We start from the raw sequence: 18,441 nt of genomic DNA, 5'->3' as shown, positions 1-18,441 counted from the left end.
CCCGTCATCCCCTGAGGAGCGCGAGCCCTCGCAGGAAGTCCTCGGGCAGCGCCGACTCCACGTGGACGACCTTGCCCGTCGCGGACGAGGGCACCTCCAGGCGCCACGCGTGCAGCGCCTGCCGCCCCACCGCGAGCGCGGCGGGGTGCTGACGCGCGGCCTCCGAGCCATAGAGGGAATCCCCCAGCACCGGGAAGCCCGCCTCGGAGAGTTGCACGCGAATCTGGTGCGTGCGGCCCGTGTCCAGGTCAATGTCGAGCAGCGCGCCTTCCGCGAAGCGCTCCCGCACCGAGAAGGTCAGCGCCGCCCGCCGCGCCGAGGGCACGCGGGTCGTGAAGCGACGCGGATCCTTCGGGTCCCTGGCATACGGCCCTTCCAACCGCCCCGTGTCCGGCGGGCGCCCCAGCACCAACGTCTGGTAGCGCTTGTCCACGCGCTTCGCCTGGAACGCCTGGAGCAACGCCGCCGTCGCCAGGTCCGTGCGCGTGAGCGCCAGACAGCCACTCGTCTCGCGATCCAACCGGTGCACCACCCCGGGCTGCGCGAGCCCCTCCACATCGAACGGAGGACAGCGCGCCGCGAGCAGCCCCACCACGGAAGGCGCCCGCCCCTCGGGCTCGACCACCAGCCCTGGCGGCTTGTCCACCACCACGAGCGCCGCGTCGTCATACAAGACCGGGAGCGGAGGCCCTTCGCTCGACAGATGCGGCGACAGGCGAGGCTCCAGCGTTTCGATCTCCAGCTCCTCCCCACCCCAGAGCTTGCGCGTGGCCTGCGCCTTCTTGCCCCGGATGCGCACGCGGCCCGAGTCCAAGAGCGCACGGGCCCGCTCCGGGGTCAGCCCGGGGACATGCTTCGTGAGGAACCGGTCGAGTCGGTCGCCAGCAATCTCACGGGGTACCAGGACCTTGCGCAGTGCCATGCCTCCCCGTCCCCCATCACCCGCACGGAGTCAACGCTTCATCCGCGCGATGCCCCTCCAGGGTGCCCAATCCACAAGCCACGCCGGGCCAAAGGTGCCCCGCGAAGCGGGACACCGCGCCCCGGGTGCGCGTTCATTCCTGGGGAACGCACGTCACGGAATCGAACACGGCGAGCCAGTGTACCGCACCTGATTGTTGAGACACCAGATTGGTAGCAATCAGGCTGCTTGCCGTTGCATGAGTTCTCGCCGGGCCTGTTCGTGCGAAGCTTCCTCGCGCTGCAACACATCGACCCTGGGTTCACCGCCGAAGGCGTCCTCGCGGGCTGGGTCTCGGTGCCGCAGGAGAGCTACCCGGACGCCCCGCGACAAGAAGCCTTTCAGCGCGCCTGGCTGGAACGAATCCAGGCACTGCTCGAGGTTGAGTCCGCCGGGCTCGCCAACCTCCTTCCGCTCTCCGGGCAGCAACACAACTGCTTCGACATCGAAGGGCGCACGCTCGACCCCAGCGAGCAACTGCCCGCGGTGCAGTACCGCGCTGTGTCCGCCCACTACCTGCGGACGCTGCGAGCGCGCCTGCTCCAAGGCCGCATGCTCCAGGAGTCGGACGACCGGCAGGCGCCTTGGGCGCTCGTCATCAACCAGACCTTCGCTCGGCTCTACTGGCCGCACGGCAATGCCCTGGGGAAGCGGCTGCGGGTCCACGCAAAGGAGGCCCAGTGGGCGACGATCGTAGGCATCCTCGACGACCTGCACGAGACCGGAATCCCCACCGCCGCCCAGCCGACCGCGTACTGGGCGCTGACGCAGCGGCCCGCGCTGCACCTGGGGCTGGTGGTGCGCCCCACGACGGTCCCCCTGGAATCCCTGCGCCCGAGCATCGAGGCGGCGCGCGCGGTGGACAAGGACATCCCGCTCCATGACGTGGCGCCGCTCACGCGCGTGGTGAACGACTCGCTCGGCGCGAGGCGGCTCTCCGCATTGCGCATGGGGCTGTTCGCCGGCGCGGCGTTGCTGCTGGCGGCGCTCGGCATCGCCGGGGTCAAGCCCCGAGCCCGTGCCGCGTGCTCCATTGACACACACCTGACGCGTCACCTCGCGGCATTGCGTGCAGCGTGACGTGTCAAGCGAGCCCCGAGTTCCCCATCGCGCGGCCAGCCCTCCTCGACAGCATCCGCGCCCGAGCGTGGCACATGCCTTGCGAAGGGCCGGGCAACTCGAAACAGGAGGGCGCTTTGCGCTTCGTCAGTGGCTGGATTGTCGCGGTGGGTCTGCTGGGCTGTGGTGGAACGGGGCTGGAGCAGGAGCCGGTCGCCGAGGTGGCGTCGCAAGGACAGCCGATTGTGGGGGGCGTCGAGGCTCGCCCGAACTCCTTCCCGTGGATGATCAGCCTCCAGTCCAATGGCATCCACTTCTGTGGCGGCTCGTTGCTCCGCGTCGGCGCCAAGGAGCAGAGCGACATCGTCGTGACGGCGGCGCACTGCATCGCGGATGGAAGCACCGGACTCGTCGCGGTCGCGGGTGCGCACGACTTGGAGAAGCCCTCGTCCACGCAAATCAGTGTCCGCGTCACCCGCGCCATTCCGCATCCGCAGTACAACCCGGACACGACGCTGAACGACATCGCCATCCTCAAGCTCGAGAAGCCCATCAAGTTCGTCGGGCTCCCCACGGGGACCAGCGCCTGTGGCCTGTCCTCCGGCATCCGCCCCGCGCCCGCCACCACGCCCGGGCTCGTGGTGGGCCCCATCTGCCTGCCGGCTTCAGGGGAGATCGTCCCGGAGGGCACGCTCATGACCACCGCGGGCTGGGGGCTGGTGCGAGAAGGGGGCTTCTCGACCTCGCCCATCCTGATGCAGGTGGAGGTCCCAGTGGTCAACGACGCGACCCTCCGAGCCAACTACAGCAATCAAGGCATCTCCATCGACAAGGCAGCCATGTTCGGGGCCGGCTACGCACGGGGCGGACAGGATTCCTGCCAGGGTGACAGCGGAGGTCCCCTGATTGTGAAGGCTGGGAGCAAGTACGTCCTGCAAGGCATCACCAGCTTCGGCGTGGGCTGCGCACGAGCAGGACTCCCTGGCGTCTACGCGCGCGTCTCCCATTACATCCCCTGGCTCAAGCAGCAGATTCCGCTCTACAGCACCTCGCTGTAGCCAGTCGCCGCGCCGGCCCCCGCCGCGCTCGCATTTGCCATGCGTTCCGGCCTCGGGTCAGACTGCCCTCCGCATGACGACCCGATTCGGCAGGTTTGAACTCCTGGAGCGGCTCAACTTCGAATTGCATGGCGTGCGCTACCGGGCACTCGACACCACGGCGCCCGAGGGAGCTCGGACCCTCGAGCTCCTGCGGCTCCCCCTCGAGTCGAACACTGAGGAATCATGGCTGGAGAGGTATCGTCAGGGCGCACAGCTCGCGATGCAGCTCCGGCACAACAACATCGTCCAAGTGCTCGAGTTCGGAGTCATCGACGGAGAGTACTTCCTGGGCACCGCCGCACTGGACGGGAAGGAGTTGGTCGGCGTCCTGCACAACGTCAGACGAACGCAAGGACACCGAGGCATTCCCGCGCCCATTGCCGTGAGCATCTTCATCGACGTGTGCCGCGCGCTGCACTTCGCGCACACCCTGCGTGGCGAGCATGGCGAGTCCCTGGGAATGACCCACGACGCACTGTGTCTCACCCACATCCATGTCCTCTCCACGGGCGAGGTGAAGCTCGGCGGGTTCGGCACGGGCCGGCTTCCGCCTCCTCGCACGGAGGGCGTGATGGGCCCCAAGGTCATGTTCTTCTCGCCCGAGATGATTCGGGGAGGCGCCCTGGATGCTCGCTCGGATGTGTACGTCGCAGGCGTGGTGCTGTACCGCCTGCTGTGCGACCAGCTCCCCTTCATGGGTGAGCATGAGTCCGCGTGGTTCGACTCCGCGCGGAACGACCAGTTGATCCCGCTGACCACGCGCGTGCCCACGATGGACGCCCGGCTCTCGGAGATTCTCCAACGCGCGATGCGGGCCGACCCGACGGCCCGCTACGAGAGCGCCGAGGCCCTGGGCCAGGCCCTGTCCGCATGGCTTCAAGCCCAGACGCCCTCGATGTCAGCAGCAGAGATCCAAGAAGCGCGCCGCCAGCTCCTCGTCCCCCAGCCCAATCCTCCGCAGAAGGCCGAGGCGGATACCCCAGCGCGCGCGTTCGAGAAGTTCCAGCAAGCCCTGGCGCGGCTGCCGCCCCGCCGTTGATTCATGACGGCTCGCCCCGGAGCGTAGCGGGGTGATTCGCACCCGCCACGGAGACCCCGCTCTGCCCAAGGGACTTCGTAGGCCCTCCAACCAATGGAGGAGCCGGCGTTGCGCGCGCCCAGCACCGTGCGTGTGCTCCAAAGGGGGTGAGCGGCCCACAGGAACCGCTCATTCCAGGGAGCGGACCCCACAGCTTCACCTCCGGGCCCCCCAGGCTGCCGGTCATCCGGCCCGCATCTGTCGAGAAGGCTCCCAGATGGCTCGGAAATCCCGTATAGGCCATGCGCGCACACTGTGCGGCGTACGAGCGCCCCAGAGGGGGAGGTCGGGCCCCGGGATTGCTCTGGAGGATTGGATGGAGTTGTCGAGTCTCGAATCGAATTTCTGGGCAGTCGCACCGGGCGTCATCGGCGCCGTGGGGTTGCTGTTCGCTGCGTTCTTCTACTTCCGCGTCAAGGCGCTCCCGGACGGCGACGCGACGATGAACCGCATCGCGGGCTACATCCGCGAGGGCGCGATGGCGTTCCTCGTCCGAGAGTACAAGGTGCTCGCGGCGTACTGCGCGGTCGTCGCGGTGATCATCGGCCTGGCGCTGGGGTGGATCGCGAGCGCGAGCTTCGTGGTCGGCGCGTGCTTGTCGCTCCTCGCGGGCTACATCGGCATGAAGGCCGCCACGTACGCGAACGTCCGCACCGCGCAGGCGGCGCGCTTGGGTTCGAAGCCGAACGCCCTGCTGGTCGCCCTCGACGGCGGCGCCGTGATGGGCCTGGCGGTCGCGGGCCTCGGCCTCATCGGCATGGGCGGCGTCTACTACTTCTTCCGCGGCCATGAGCAGCTCTCGCCCATCCTCCACTCGTTCGCCGTGGGCGCCAGCTCCATCGCGCTCTTCGCGCGCGTGGGTGGCGGCATCTACACCAAGGCGGCCGACGTCGGCTCCGACATCGCCGGCAAGGTCATCGAGAACATCCCCGAGGACGACCCCCGCAACCCGGGCGTCATCGCCGACAACGTGGGCGACAACGTGGGCGACGTCGCGGGCATGGGCGCCGACATCTACGAGTCCATGGTCGCCGCCATCGTCGCCGCCATGGCCATGGCGCTGACCGCGAGCTCGGCGGACCTGTCCCGTCTGGTCGCGGACGCGTCGGCCACGGGCACCGCGAAGCTGGCGGGCGTGGTGCTGCCGCTGGTGCTCTCCGCGGTGGGTCTGGTGGTCAGCGTGCTGAGCATCTTCATCGCGCGCGCCCTCAAGCACATGAACCCGGCGCAGGTGCTGCGCAGCGCGCTCATCATGCCCCCGGTCATCCTGGTGGGTCTGGCCTACGTGATGATGCAGGTGTTCGGCCTGTCGCAGGCCATCACCGTGGCGCTGGCCGCGGGCGCGTTTGGCGGTGCCATCATCGGCCTCGTCACGGACTACTACACGTCGGCCAAGCCGGTGCAGCGCATCGCCGAGGCCTCCATCACGGGCGCGGGCACCAACCTCATCCGCGGCCTCGCCGTGGGCATGGAGAGCGTGGGCATCTCGATGGCCACCATCGCGCTGGTGGCGTACATCGCGGACCGCGCGCTCGGCCTGTACGGCATCGCGATGTCCGCGGTGGGCATGCTGGGCGGCACGGCCGTCGTGATGACGGTGGACGCCTACGGCCCCATCTCCGACAACGCGGGCGGCATCTCCGAGATGTCCGGCCTGGGTCCCGAGGTTCGTGCCATCACCGACGAGTTGGACGCGGTGGGTAACACCACGGCGGCCATCGGCAAGGGCTTCGCCATCGGCTCCGCGACGCTCACCGTCATCGCGCTCTTCTCCGCGTTCAACCTCGAGGTCAACCACACGCGCATCGCGGCGGGTCTCCCCGAGATGAGCCTGATGCTGACCAACCCGAACGTCATCGTGGGCCTGCTGCTCGGCTCCATCCTGCCGTTCCTGGTGGGCGCCTCCACCATGCTCGCCGTGGGTCGCGCGGCTGGCGCCATCGTCGAGGAGATTGGCCGTCAGTTCCGCGAGATTCCCGGCCTGATGGAGCTGAAGGCGGATCCGGATCCGAAGAAGATCGTCGACATCTCCACCAAGAGCGCCCTGCGCGAGATGATCTTCCCGGGCCTCGTGGCCGTCGTGGCTCCGCCGCTCGTGGGCTACCTGCTGGGCCCGGGTGCGCTGGCGGGTCTGCTGGCCGGTGCGCTCGTCGTCGGTGCCACCATGGCCCTCTACATGGCCAACGCCGGCGGCGCGTGGGACAACGCCAAGAAGTTCATCGAGAAGGGCAAGCTGCCGGGCCACGCGAAGGGCTCGCAGGTCCACAAGGCCGCCGTCGTCGGCGACATGGTGGGCGACCCGTTCAAGGACACCTCCGGTCCGGGCGTGGCCATCCTCATCAAGGTCATGAGCGTCGTGTCGCTGCTCGTGGCCTCGCTCATCGCGCTGCGGTAGTCGTCGCGCGAGGTGCGGCGCCTCTTCACCGAGGTGCCGCATCGCGCGCCCCCGCGCCCCATCGCGCTCGGAGTCTCCGAGCAGGCGGGGCGCGGTTCGTCGCGAACCGGGACGAAGCTCGCCATCGAGTCGTGCGCCAGAGCGGCGCGGACTCTGGCCAGCGCCTCGGGGTGCGAGTGTCCAGCATCCAACACCTCTCAGGGATTCACCCGGTGGGTCGCCGGGGTGGCCGTCACGCACGCGCTACGCTCGCCCCCCTCTTCCCGGTGTGGGGGGGAGGAGTGCCACCGCCGTTTCGCTGACCGAGAGGTGTCCCATGGTTCTGGAGCTCTCCCAGCAGCAGATCCACCTCCTCCATTCGTGTCTGGGGGAATGCATCGAGGACTTGCACGACGAGGTCCTCCACACCGACGAGCGCGACATGCGCATCAAGCTGCGGGAGAAGCTCACCCAGCTCCAGGCCCTCCAACGACAGGTGGAGCCGTTGATGCTGCGCGAACAGCCCGCGCTCTGACGCCCCCCTTCCACCAGGAGCCACGGCGCTGAAGGGCACGCAAGCCGTGCCCTGCCGCTGGCCCGTCTCGACTGCTCCGCGGACTCACGGGCTCCCATCCACCGCCCTGCAATCGTCTCCCGTCTTCTTCGTGAAGAGGGGGCGTCCGCGGGGCGCGGACCGGGAGACCGGAATGACTCGAGCGAGCGTCGTGGCGTTCAGCGTGTGCGTGGTGCTGGGGGTGGGACTGCCCACGGCGGCCAAGGAAGCGCCCCCCGCGCCGAGTCCCCTCTGGGGAGACCTGCGCCCGGGTCCCCATGCCGTCGGCTACCAGGTCCTCTACCGGTTCGACACGAGCCGCGCCTGGGCCACGACGCGGCCCTACGGAAAGGGCTTCACGGCGGATACCCAGGGCCGGCCGATGCGAATCAGCGTCTGGTATCCGGCCGCGCGAAGTTTAGGCCACCCGCTCCGCTTCGAGGACTACTTCCGAGGCGGGAGTGGGAGCGCACCGAAGTCGTTCGCGAACATCGAGGCCCTCCTCGCCGAGCGAGACGGCGGGGTCTACCGACAAAGCCAGGCCGAGTCCTATCCGGCCCTGGCCGCCACACCCGTGAACGCCTCCGCCAACGCGCCTGTCGCCGCCGGGCGCTTTCCCCTCGTCCTCACCACGGGAGGACAGGGAGCCATGCTCACGACGAACGCCACGCTGGCCGAGTACCTCGCCAGCCATGGCTACGTCGTCGCCACGGTCCTCACCCTGGGGCCGAGCAGCGATGAGCCCATCCTGGGCCTCACCCCCGCCGAGGTCGACATCACGGTGCGGGACTTCGAGTTCGCAACCTCCGTGGTGAGCGCCCTGCCCAACGTGGACCCGACTCGGCTCGCCATGGTCGGTCACAGCATGGGTGGCAGCGCGGCCGTCCTCTTCGCGATGCAGAACCCCAACGTCTCCGCGGTCGTGGGGCTGGACGGGACCTATGGGTTCCCCCATCCACCCGCCGACCCTGGAATCCTCTCGGTGACCCAGGGATATCGCCATGCGCCGCGAAGGATGCAGGCCGCCCTCCTGGACCTGCGACGACAGCAGCCGTGGATTGATTTGAGCGCGGTCCGCTCCTATCGACACTCCGACCGCTACCTGGTGACGCTGACCCAGATGTTCCACTCCAGCTTCATCAACGGCAATCTGCATCAGCGCTTCACGAAGGAGTTCCCCACGAACCCCGGGGGGACGACACCCACGTCGAGCGGCGAGGGCTTCACCTGGAGCTGCAGGCTCATCGAGGCGTTCCTGGATCTCCAACTCAAGGCGGACGCCACGGGGCTCACGCGGATGAACGAGTTCGTCGCCCACAACCCCAGGGCCACTCTCGCGCACGAGCCCGCCCTCCCCGCCCGGCCGCCTCCGACCGTCGTCCTCGACCAGGCAGAGGCCCGCGGGTTCGACGCGACCATCACCACCCTCGAGCAACTCGAGCGCGAGATTCCCGAGGAGCCCCTCGTCGATGAATCCGTCTTCGTCGCGATGGGCTACGAGTTGTTGGGCCAGGGAAAGTCCGAGCGCGCCGTCCTCGCCTTCCGACTCGCGGAGCACTTCCACCCCGCCTCGGCCAACGCGGCGGACAGTCTGGGAGATGGCTATCTGGCCGCGGGCCAGAAGGAAGCCGCGCGGCAAGCCTTCGCGCGAGCCCTTGAGAAAGCCCCCAAGGACCCGGCCCTCAACCCAGAGTCGCGAGACAATCTCCTCACGGAGAGCACGCGGAAGATGAAGGCATTGGCGCCCTGACGAAGCGCCTGTGCCCGAGTTCCACCGCGCGAAGACGCCGTGGAGAAGTCGTCGCGCGAGTCATGACCGGCAAGTTGCGCGGCACCGATAGCCATTGAGGGACAACGCCCCTCAGCCCGACGGGCGAACGGTTGGGCGCCATCCCTCCGTGTGAGGCGAGACCTCAGGTGCGGGAGTCGTGCATGGCCACCAGTTCGAGGGGCACAGGCATGGGCGCGGCCCCCACGGCAACCCTTGTCACGGTGGCCACCAGCGCCCTCGCTGCCTCAATGCCCAAGAGCGGATTCTCCACGCCCTCCTCCAGCTCCAGCACGCCCACGAACTCCGCGGTCCCCGGCTTCCGATAGTAGGTGAACCGAACCAGGCCCTTGGGTTTGCGCTGCTCCAAGGCCGCGAAGGTCGCCTCGACCGCGCTGATCACTTCGGGCACTGCCGCTTCTGTTGCCTTGTACTGCAACATCATGGTGGGCATATTCGTCTCCAGTGTCACTTGCGCTCGCTCGTCGCGTCACGCGTCCCAACGAGATGATGAAACGAGGCGAGAAAAGGTGACCGGTGCGAAATCAGAGTGAACTGGCCGAGCGGTTCGACCGCTCGCGAGAGCGGCTGCACGCCATGGCATCCCGGATGCTCGGCTCCGTCGATGACGCGGAGGACGCGGTCCAGGAGACGTGGCTGCGGGCCAGCCACGCCGACAGCAGCGGCATCCTCAACGTGACCGGCTGGCTGACGACCCTCCTCGCGCGGGTCTGCCTGGAGATGCTGCGCACACGTCAGCGCCGGGCCCACGCGCACGCGGAGCCTGCCGAGGACGAGCGAGCCGAGGTCGAATCAGGTGTCCCCCACCCCGAGGACCAGTTCGCGTGGGCCGAATCCGTGGGGCTCGCGCTCCTCGTGGTCCTCGACCGGCTGGGACCCGCCGAGCGCATCGCCTTCGTCCTGCACGACCTGTTCGGACTCCCCTTCGAGGAGATCGCCGCCGTCGTCGAGCGAACGCCCGTCGCGACCAAGAAGCTGGCGAGCCGCGCCCGTCATCGCGTGAGGGGCGCCCCGACGGCCTCGCGCGAAGAGCTGACACAGCGCTACGCCATCGTCGAGCGCTTCCTCGCCGCGACAAGGGCGGGCGATGCCGAAGCACTCCTCGCGGTGTTGTCCCCTGGAGTCGTGCGTCGCGCGGATCCCCTCGTTCTCCGAGCAGACGCCGCGACCGAAGTACACGGGGCCCACCGAGTCATCGAGGAGACGCGACTCCACACCGACCGAGCCCGGTTCGCCCGAGTGGCGCTCGTGGATGGAGTTCCCGGAGCCGTCATCGCGCCCGCGGGGAAGCTGCGGCTCGCCATCCGGCTCAAGTTCGACGGAGACCGCATCACCGAGATCGACGTCATCGCGGATCCACTCCGCCTGCGCGCCCTGCGACTCGCGGCAACTCCCTGACACGCGCGCTCCGGCGCCACAGCAAGAGGCGCCGGAGTGCGAAGCCAGTCACCACGAGAGGCGATGTCCCTCGAAGTCGAAGAAGCCACCCGTGTCTTCGCCGCCCAGGCGGGCAAGCACCGTGAGCAACCCCGTCACCGAGACCTCCACGGCCGTGGGCGCCTCACTGCCGCCCATGTCTGTTCGCACCCAACCGGGGCTCATGGCAAACGCGAGGATGCCATCTTCCTTCAGGTCATGCCCCAGCGAACGAGTGGCCATGTTCAACGCCGCCTTGGACATCCGATAGCCATAGGCGCCACCCCAGCTGTTGTCCGTGATGGAGCCAAGGTTCGAGCTGAGATTGGCCACCTTCGCGCCACCCGCCGCTCTCAACTGCGGAAGCAGTGCCACGGTCACGCGGAGCGCCGCCACGGCGTTCACCTGAAAGGTCCGAATCAAGTCCTCGCTGTCCAACCCCGCGAGCGCATCCGGACGGCTTCGAACACCGGCGTTGTTGATGAGCAAGTGCACGGGGCCAGGGAGCGCGCCTGCGAAGACTTGCACGCTCGCTTCGTCAGCCACATCGAGCATGTGGACATGAAGCCGTCCACTGGAGCCCCGAACGAGCGAGGCAAGCTCCGTGGCCCGCCTGGGCGCACGCACCCCGGCATGGACCACATCACCACGGGCGAGGCATTGCCGAACCAGCTCCAGGCCAATGCCTCGACTGGCCCCAGTGATGACCACGTTCATGGCGACCTCACTCCTTTCGAGCGACGGAACCCAGCACTTCGGGTACGTCGAGGACCCCTGCCCGAAACACGCGCGTCAACTCCACCGGGCTCCATTCATCGGAGCCGACCCAGGGGCCCTCCTCGAGCCCATCCTTGACCTCGCCACGTCCCCAGAGCCGCTTCTCCGAAGCATCCTCGGTATGGCTCGGCGGCAGATGGTACTGCCAGGGCCCCTGGCGAACTCCGTTCACGAAGTGACCGGAGGCCAGGGGTGCTCCCGTTTCGTAGAAGAAACGAAAGAACCCCTCGGGCTTGTCCTCGCGGAACGCTCCTTCTGACTGGGTCGTCCCATTGGTCCATCTGGCATCCGGAGTCACGGCCACGGCATACGCGGGCACGAACTCTTCGTACATGCGGAGATCGGCGGCAGGGTCGCTCGCCGGTCGAGCCTTGCGCTTCTGCGTGGGAGCATCCGTCACGGTTTTCTTGCTGGCCGCGCGTCGTACGGACTCGAGCTGCATCACGAACCACTCCTCGAAGGAGCCCTCGTCCTCCTGAGGAAACACGAGGCCGTCCTCGACGCGCCACACGCGCTCGCCAGTTCCGTCGTGCCGCAGACACCAACCGCCGACTTCAGAGAAGTCGGCGCCCGCGAAGAAGGCGCCATTGGCACGACGCACCGCTGATTGAAGGAGCGCTTTGTACAGGTTCCAGGTGAAGCCTGGCTCCGCGAGCCCGAGTGCTGGCTGCAAGCGCAACGGCACGAATGCGATGCGGACTCTCGGAGCCAGGAGCGACGGATACCCACAGCGCGCGACGAATGCGCGCAGCGAGGCGGGGATCAAATGCGCCCAGAGCGGACTCGGAGCGTCATCGGCTGGCGTCCCGCGCCGAACCCAATGGCCCTTGCCGTTCGCCTCCAGGAACGACGCCAGCTCTTCAAATGCATCCGCGGCGCGCGAAGAGGTCATCCCAGGGAGATTACGGTGAGGCCATCGGGAGGACGAGAGCAATCATCCACGAACAGAAATCCACCCCAACGAGATTTGACGGGAATCCCGACCTATCATCAGGGAAGATTCCAGCCCATGACGGCGCTCCTCACCCAGCAGTTCGCGACCCAGAAGGCACAGTTCCTCGCAGCGCACACCGTGTTGGGTAGCGACTTCGCCGGGTACGGCGTCACGAACGGCGCAGGGCAAGCGCTGGCCAGCGTGAATCACGCGCCCACTCCAGCCAACCTGGGGATCAACGCCAACCTTCACTGCTTCACCGTCCAACCGGACCACCCGCACGTCCCGGCCACCTGCTACTTCGACGTCAATGCGGGTGGTATTGCCCAGTACAAGATCAAGTTCGAGAAGAATGGCAGTCGTGGTTGGAAACCCGCGTTCTATCTCCCCTTCAAAGAGAACCTCATCGTGGGAATGGAGCTCAGCGATCGGGCGAACTTCTTCTTCACCGCCAATCTCTCGGGATGCAGCGTCTACGTCGAGCGCGACACGATCACGAACCGTCTTCGCGTCTATCATGCCAACGGCATGCGGCTCACCCAGCACGGTGGAGACCAAGGCGCGCAGGACTATATGGACCGGCTCTACATGGCCGCGCGTCCAGCGAACTCGCAACTCATCTCACGCTGCGACCCCGCGCTCTACAACCGGCAGGTCCTGGTCTACATGAATCGGAAGCGCGCCAAGGAGTACCAGAACGTCTCGACGCTTGGATTCACCACGGTCTACGGGTTTCGCACGGGTCCCGACCAGTGGAGCTTCTATTTCCAGACCTGCGCGCAATTCAATTACACGCAACCGGGTCTCACCCCGAGCTTTGGCGCCGCTGCATGGAATGCCCCGCTGAGCACGGTGGGTTCGCTGCTGACCTGGAACCCCTGGCCAGGCACCGTCGCCCCTGTCAACAAGAACAAGCCATTGGCATGCATGGAGGTCTCCCGGTTTCCCGAGACCTTGCACCTCGACCTATAGCAAGCCGGGTGAAGCGCCCCCGGACTGTCCGGAATCAGACAGTCAATTCGGCCCAGCCCGCTCACCTCCACAGGCAGCGCGCACAGCCGTGGCCCCTTGCAAGCCCCAGCAACTCGACAGGGTTTTCTTCCACTCAAGGGAATCTCCGCACTGGGGCAGCGCGTCCTTCAACGGGCCCTATCCCTCTCAGGCGTCTGCATCGTGTACACTGGCATCTCCCCGCAGGAGGTCACCACAATGCAGAAGGTGCTGCTAACGTTGTGCCTGTCGTTGGGCTTGGCGGCGTGCGGTCCCCAGACGCCCGAGGAAGCGCAGGCGCCCGAGACCGCCGGTGCCACGCAGTCTCTGACGCTCCCAACGGGCCCCACGACCTGTAACATGGATGGATGCCCCGCCGGAATGTGCGCCACGAGTGGGGCGGCTTCGTCCAGCTGCCCTGGCGGCTACATCTTCTACTGCTCGACCATCGTCCCAGGAAAGACTCGCTGTATCTGATTCGCCGCTCCAGGCGTGCTCGGGCGACACGATGGCGCCGTCCGAGCACGCCTGTGCCCCCATCAAGCACGCGCGCCCTCATAGCTAACGCGCAGCCCCTGGTGCGTCACAGTGATGACGGGTCGTCCCAGCCATCCACAGTGCTTGCAGACTCCGCTCGGCCCAGCGACCGAGACACGCACGGCGAGGTCCGCCGAGCAGCTGGGGCAACCCTCGGGGATCGTGTAGTCGCGAGTCGCGATGCGTGGCTCAATCATGCACTCGACGTAACGCAGGTTCGCCGCCACGCAAGCGTGAGCGGGGGGCCGAGCTGCCATCCAAGCCATCGCCCGTTCCTCTGCGAAGCGAGCATCAAGCAGACCGCGTGCGAGCTCCGCGTCAACCGGGACATGCGCTCCACGGACCACGAAGCGCAGGGCATCGAGGGCCTCGGGCAGCACGTCGCCAATGCGCTCAGGTCTTCGCGTGTGCCTGCACCGCATCCATCACCCGAGCCGAGTACACCAACGCGGCCCCGGCATTCACTGAGATCGCCACGCTCAGCGCATCCGCCATCTCCTCGTGTGTGGCGCCGTGCTTGAGCGCTTCGGCGGCATGAACGGTGATGCAGCCGTCGCAGCGGGCCGTCACGGCCACGGCCAGCGCAATCAACTCGCGCGTCTTGGCATCCAGGCTCCCGATCCTGGCGCCCGACAAGGTCTGATAGCCCTTGACGGTATCCGGCGAGATTCGGCCAATCTCGCCAATACGCCCCAGCAACTCCTTCCGATACTCGACCCAGTCCAACAAGGTGTGCTCCCAGTGTCACCGCGCCGGCCCTGATGCCGCGCTGTTGGATGCACTCTTGCGCACCGGTCCGAGCCGTTGAATGCTCGATTCAATCAACTTCTAGCGAGATCGTCTCAATGGACGCACTCAGCCAGTTCATCCAGCTCACCCGGCCCCAGGCCAGCCTCGACCTGAGGTGCCTGTTTCAAGGTCCCTTCTCGGTTCCGCACGACGCGGCACCAGAAGGACAGGTGCTGTTCCATCTCGTGCTCGCCGGAAGCTGTCTGATGGAATCAGGTGGCCGAACGTTCCCTCTTCGAGAAGGCGACTTCATCCTCTTCCCGCGCGGCCACGCACACACGCTCCAAGTTCCGGCGCGCACCGCGAACACCCCAGACCGTAAGGCACGTGGCGGACACAACGGCATGCTGCCGCTACGTCAGACAGGCCGAGGCGCCGCCGAAGTCGACCTGCTCTGCGGCCGCTTCGTCCACGGACCCGGTTCGACCACGCTGCTCGTGCGAACCCTGCCCGACCCACTGCATGTGTCCTTGCGTGAGAGCGCGGCGTTTCCAGCGCTGCAAGCAGTCATCGAGCTCATGCGCCAGGAAGCCGGCGCACGCGCCCCGGGGGCGCTGGCGATCGTCACGTCGCTCAGCCAGGCACTGTTGACACTGGCGCTGCGAGTCCATGGCCAGCGCCAGGACGCAGCGCCCGGCACGCTGACGCTCCTCTCGGATGCACGCCTCGGCCCCTCCGTGCAGGCCATGCTCACAACGCCCGAACGAGCCTGGACCCTCGACGCCCTGGCCGAGCTTGCCGCCATGTCACGCGCCACCTATGCGCGGCACTTCAAGGCACGCGCCGCCATGACGATGTGGGAATTCCTCACGCGCGTGAGGATGACGCTGGCCTGCAACCACTTACTCCACGGTCAGGACAACGTGGGCGAGATCGGCGAGCGTATCGGCTACCGGTCCGAAGCGGCCTTCGGCAAGGCGTTCAAACAGCACCTGGGGACAACCCCCGCGCGCTACCGCCGGTCGAACAGCACATCAGGTCCGCACCTCGATTCACGGTCCCGCTGAAGCCCAGGGGCAACCTCGCCATCACGAGACAACGCGACCCAAAGCAAGCGCAGGCGCACCGAGGAAACACCTCTTCCCAGCCAGGGCATGCGCCCCTCCTGCCCACCACGTGTTCGCGCACCGCGGCGCCCCTGGACGACTGTCCCTCCGAGCCGCGACGTCCAGGCTGACCCAGGGTCATGGTCGCGCGGCCCCCTCCAAGCAGTGCTTGGGAGTCCATGTGGCGCATCCACAATGCCCTCACGCTCCGAGACGCGGAAACGGAAGCCCCCTCCCATGCCGACCAGGGTGTGCATGGGCAAGCGCTGCATCAGCGGCGGTGAATGAAAGCGCGGTCAAGCAACGAGGACTCGAGCAGCGCCGGTGAGGTGATGACAGACGAATGAAGCTGTGAAAGAAGGCGGCCTGCTCGCGCGTGCCACGAGTTGCTCTCGGAGGAATCACGCGTCACTTCGGAGCCAGGACATGAGTGGCAGAGACAGGGGGGCTGAGGTGCTGCAGCACGGGCTGATGTTCGCAGTGCTGCTGTATGCCATGGCGGCCGGCGCGGCCGTGGAGGGCCCCGGCCGGAATCAGTTCATCCAAGCGACGCCCGTGACTGAGCGCATCCAGGTGGACGGGCAGTTGAATGAACCCGCCTGGGCGGAAGCGCCTGTCTTCGACGCCTTCGTTCAACGCTTCCCGAACGCGGGGGCGGCTCCCAGCGAGCGCACGGAGGTCCGTATTCTCTATGACTCGGACCACGTCTACTTCGGCGTCATCGCCCGAGACTCGCAGCCTGCGCTCATTGACCAGCGACTGGCGCGTCGAGATACCTTCCCCACCACGGACTCGGTGCAGCTCATCATTGACTCGACGCATGACCACCGTACCGCGTACTCGTTCTACTTGAGCGCGGGCGGCGTCCACGGCGATGGGCTGTTCTTCGACGACCGGAACTTCACCACCGATTGGGACGCCGTCTGGGACGGAGCGACGCGCACGGTGAACGACGGTTGGGTCGCCGAGTTCGCCATTCCCCTGTCCGTGTTGCGATTTCCCGAGGCCCCAATGCAGACCTGGGGCTTCTCGGTGCGCCGGGAGATTGCCCGACTCAACGAGGAGATTGAATCGGTCGACAACCCTCGCACGAGCAACGCGAACGTCTCGCGGCTCGGACATCTGACGGGCATGGAGGGATTGAGGCCCCAGCGTTCGCTGGAGATGGTGCCATACCTGGCGACCCGCAGCCTCTTGCGGCCCCAGTTCTCGGACGTCACCCGACCCGAACCTCGACGGTTGGATCCAACGCTTGACCTGGGGTTGGACCTGAAGGCGGCGCTCACCAGCAACCTGGCGCTCAACGCCACCCTCAACCCGGACTTCGGCCAAGTCGAAGCGGACCAACTCACCCTCAATCTGACCACCTTCGAAACGTTCTTCCCGGAGAAGCGCCCCTTCTTCACGCAAGGCCTGGAGCTCTTCCAGCCGGTGGGCAGCGAGTTGGGGCAGCCCGCCCAGTCGCTCTTCTACTCGCGGCGCATCGGGCTGGAGACGCCCATCTTCGGCGCGGCGAAGTTGACGGGCACGGCCAGCAAGGGCGTGGAGGTGGGCGTACTGGACGCGCTCGTCACGAGCCCCTGGCAGGCGCAAGATGATGAGGTTCCCGATCGACGGTGGCGTCTGCATGCCAGCCGCCCGTTGCACCTGGGAACCAATGACTCCCTGCCGAGCAGCCCCCAGGCTCCGACCAACTTCCTGGCCGCGGTGGTGCGCGGCTCGGTGGGCGAGAACTCTCGCATTGGCGCAAGTGTCGCCTCGGCCATCCCTGTGGTGGGGGAGTGCACGATCGAGAAAGCCGCGCTGGGCAAGCAGCGCCCCGCGGAGTGCCTGGCCCAAGGAGGAATGGGGGTCGCGGCCGACTTCGATCTGAAGACCGCCGACAGTGCATACGGACTGCTCGGACAGGTGAGCGCCAGCCGCGTCGTGGGAGGATTACCAGAGCGGACCCTCCGGGATGGAACCCTCCTGCACCCTGGGGATGGGGGCTACGGCGGCTACGTGCGCGCGGGAAAGTTCGGTGGAGAGGGTTTCCGATGGGACCTGGGCTATGACTTCTCCACGCCCACGCTGGAGCTGAACGCCACCGGTTATCAGCGCACTCAAAACGAGCAGGCGCCGCGTGTCGAACTGCGATACCAGCGCCCCAACGGCTTCGGCCCCCTGCGGGATTTCTCCGTCAATCTCATTGGCTCCACGGCCTGGACGACGGATGGACGACTCATCAATCGCGGCAGTCGAGTGACCCTGGATGTCACCGCGCAGTTGCCCAGCTCCGACACCCTGGGCATGCAGATGGGCATGAACGTGGGCGGCTACGACGTCCGCGAGCTGGCGGGCACGGGCATCCCCTTGCAGAAAGAGTTCAGCGACTTCCTGCTCTTGAACTGGAAGACCAATAGCAACCGGGTCGCCCAGCTACAGGGCTACTTGGCGGCGGCGTACCACGACCGCGGCCCCGCCCCGGGCGCGTGGGCGTGGGGGGCGGATCTCATTCTCACGCTGCGGCCCCACCCGGCGCTGGAGACGCGCTTCGAGATACTGGATGACCGCACCGAGTACGGCCCGCGATTCGTGGCGAATCAGGGGAACAACCTGTTCCTCCTCGGAAACCTGCAGTCCAACTATCTCTCCATGACCGTCCGCCAGCAGTGGGTCCTGCGTCCCAACCTGACCCTGCAGGGGTATGCCCAGCTCTTCACCGACTATGGCATCTACGGCCCCTTCTTCGAGGCGACCTCGGATGAGGAGCGCACGGCCATCCGCTTCGCCGCGCTGCGCCCCACCGAGGGACAGGCGGATGACTTCTATGACACGGCACTCAACCTGAGTCTGGTGCTCCGCTGGGAGTATCGATTGGGCTCGACGTTCTTCTTCGTCTATACGCGCTCGCAGCAGGGGCTGAAGGTCTTCGACGACGAGCGGATGCCCACCACCTTGTTGCCGCGGAACCTGGGCTCGGGCCCCGCCACGGATGCCGTGATGCTCAAGTGGAGCTACTACTGGGCGGTCTGAGTCAACGCGCGGCCCCCGCCGCG

The 18,441-nt window shown here is 67.1% G+C and carries 15 protein-coding genes; 10 read left to right on the top strand and 5 right to left on the bottom strand.

The window, feature by feature from the left end; genetic code table 11:
• Positions 1-4 precede the first annotated feature (4 nt).
• Positions 5-922 (bottom strand): RluA family pseudouridine synthase, encoded by a 918-nt coding sequence (locus KRR26_RS28705; protein ID WP_120201972.1) that lies wholly within the window; start codon positions 920-922, stop codon positions 5-7.
• Between the two features lie 234 nt (positions 923-1,156).
• Between KRR26_RS28705 and KRR26_RS28700 the strand changes: the two genes are divergently transcribed.
• From KRR26_RS28700 to KRR26_RS28675, 6 genes are all read left to right on the top strand, one after another.
• Positions 1,157-2,041 (top strand): ABC transporter permease, encoded by an 885-nt coding sequence (locus KRR26_RS28700; RefSeq protein ID WP_217081352.1) that lies wholly within the window; start codon positions 1,157-1,159, stop codon positions 2,039-2,041.
• Positions 2,042-2,157: 116 nt separating this feature from the next.
• Positions 2,158-3,078 (top strand): serine protease, encoded by a 921-nt coding sequence (locus tag KRR26_RS28695; RefSeq protein WP_233576574.1) that lies wholly within the window; start codon positions 2,158-2,160, stop codon positions 3,076-3,078.
• A gap of 73 nt (positions 3,079-3,151) precedes the next feature.
• Positions 3,152-4,159: a serine/threonine protein kinase gene (locus KRR26_RS28690; RefSeq protein ID WP_217081351.1), complete on the top strand. Its 1,008-nt coding sequence runs from the start codon at positions 3,152-3,154 to the stop codon at positions 4,157-4,159.
• A gap of 355 nt (positions 4,160-4,514) precedes the next feature.
• Positions 4,515-6,593, top strand: a complete 2,079-nt coding sequence (locus KRR26_RS28685; protein WP_120201981.1) for a sodium-translocating pyrophosphatase — start codon at positions 4,515-4,517, stop codon at positions 6,591-6,593.
• Between the two features lie 316 nt (positions 6,594-6,909).
• A complete protein-coding gene (locus KRR26_RS28680; protein WP_120201983.1) occupies positions 6,910-7,107 on the top strand; it encodes a hypothetical protein in 198 nt (65 codons plus the stop codon).
• A gap of 172 nt (positions 7,108-7,279) precedes the next feature.
• A complete protein-coding gene (locus tag KRR26_RS28675) occupies positions 7,280-8,875 on the top strand; it encodes a poly(ethylene terephthalate) hydrolase family protein (RefSeq protein WP_217081350.1) in 1,596 nt (531 codons plus the stop codon).
• A gap of 163 nt (positions 8,876-9,038) precedes the next feature.
• Here the strand turns inward: KRR26_RS28675 and KRR26_RS28670 are convergent, their stop codons facing one another.
• A complete protein-coding gene (locus KRR26_RS28670; RefSeq protein WP_217081349.1) occupies positions 9,039-9,347 on the bottom strand; it encodes a hypothetical protein in 309 nt (102 codons plus the stop codon).
• Positions 9,348-9,430: 83 nt separating this feature from the next.
• On the opposite strand from KRR26_RS28670, the gene KRR26_RS28665 reads away from it, so the two are divergent.
• On the top strand, positions 9,431-10,312 hold the full coding sequence (locus tag KRR26_RS28665) for a sigma-70 family RNA polymerase sigma factor (RefSeq protein ID WP_217081348.1): 882 nt from the start codon (positions 9,431-9,433) through the stop codon (positions 10,310-10,312).
• A gap of 48 nt (positions 10,313-10,360) precedes the next feature.
• On the opposite strand, the gene KRR26_RS28660 is transcribed toward KRR26_RS28665, so the two are convergent.
• Positions 10,361-11,047: an SDR family oxidoreductase gene (locus KRR26_RS28660; protein WP_120201992.1), complete on the bottom strand. Its 687-nt coding sequence runs from the start codon at positions 11,045-11,047 to the stop codon at positions 10,361-10,363.
• A gap of 7 nt (positions 11,048-11,054) precedes the next feature.
• Entirely contained in the window at positions 11,055-11,999 is a 945-nt protein-coding gene (locus KRR26_RS28655) for a toxin-antitoxin system YwqK family antitoxin (protein ID WP_217081347.1), read from the bottom strand.
• Positions 12,000-12,116: 117 nt separating this feature from the next.
• Here KRR26_RS28655 and KRR26_RS28650 point away from each other — a divergent pair, with 117 nt between their 5' ends.
• A complete protein-coding gene (locus KRR26_RS28650) occupies positions 12,117-13,013 on the top strand; it encodes a hypothetical protein (RefSeq protein ID WP_120201996.1) in 897 nt (298 codons plus the stop codon).
• A gap of 948 nt (positions 13,014-13,961) precedes the next feature.
• Here KRR26_RS28650 and KRR26_RS28645 read toward each other — a convergent pair.
• Positions 13,962-14,297, bottom strand: coding sequence for a carboxymuconolactone decarboxylase family protein (locus KRR26_RS28645; RefSeq protein ID WP_217081346.1), 336 nt, complete (start codon positions 14,295-14,297; stop codon positions 13,962-13,964).
• Between the two features lie 116 nt (positions 14,298-14,413).
• Between KRR26_RS28645 and KRR26_RS28640 the strand changes: the two genes are divergently transcribed.
• Positions 14,414-15,364: a cupin domain-containing protein gene (locus tag KRR26_RS28640; RefSeq protein WP_217081345.1), complete on the top strand. Its 951-nt coding sequence runs from the start codon at positions 14,414-14,416 to the stop codon at positions 15,362-15,364.
• 465 nt (positions 15,365-15,829) lie between these two features.
• Positions 15,830-18,418 (top strand): DUF5916 domain-containing protein, encoded by a 2,589-nt coding sequence (locus tag KRR26_RS28635; protein ID WP_236069290.1) that lies wholly within the window; start codon positions 15,830-15,832, stop codon positions 18,416-18,418.
• The last annotated feature ends 23 nt before the right edge of the window (positions 18,419-18,441 follow it).

The sequence above is a fragment of the Citreicoccus inhibens genome (assembly GCF_019039035.1).
GTDB lineage: Bacteria > Myxococcota > Myxococcia > Myxococcales > Myxococcaceae > Citreicoccus > Citreicoccus inhibens.
The sequence above is the reverse complement of the archived record's forward strand: the minus strand, read 5'-3'. Positions and strand labels throughout refer to the sequence as shown.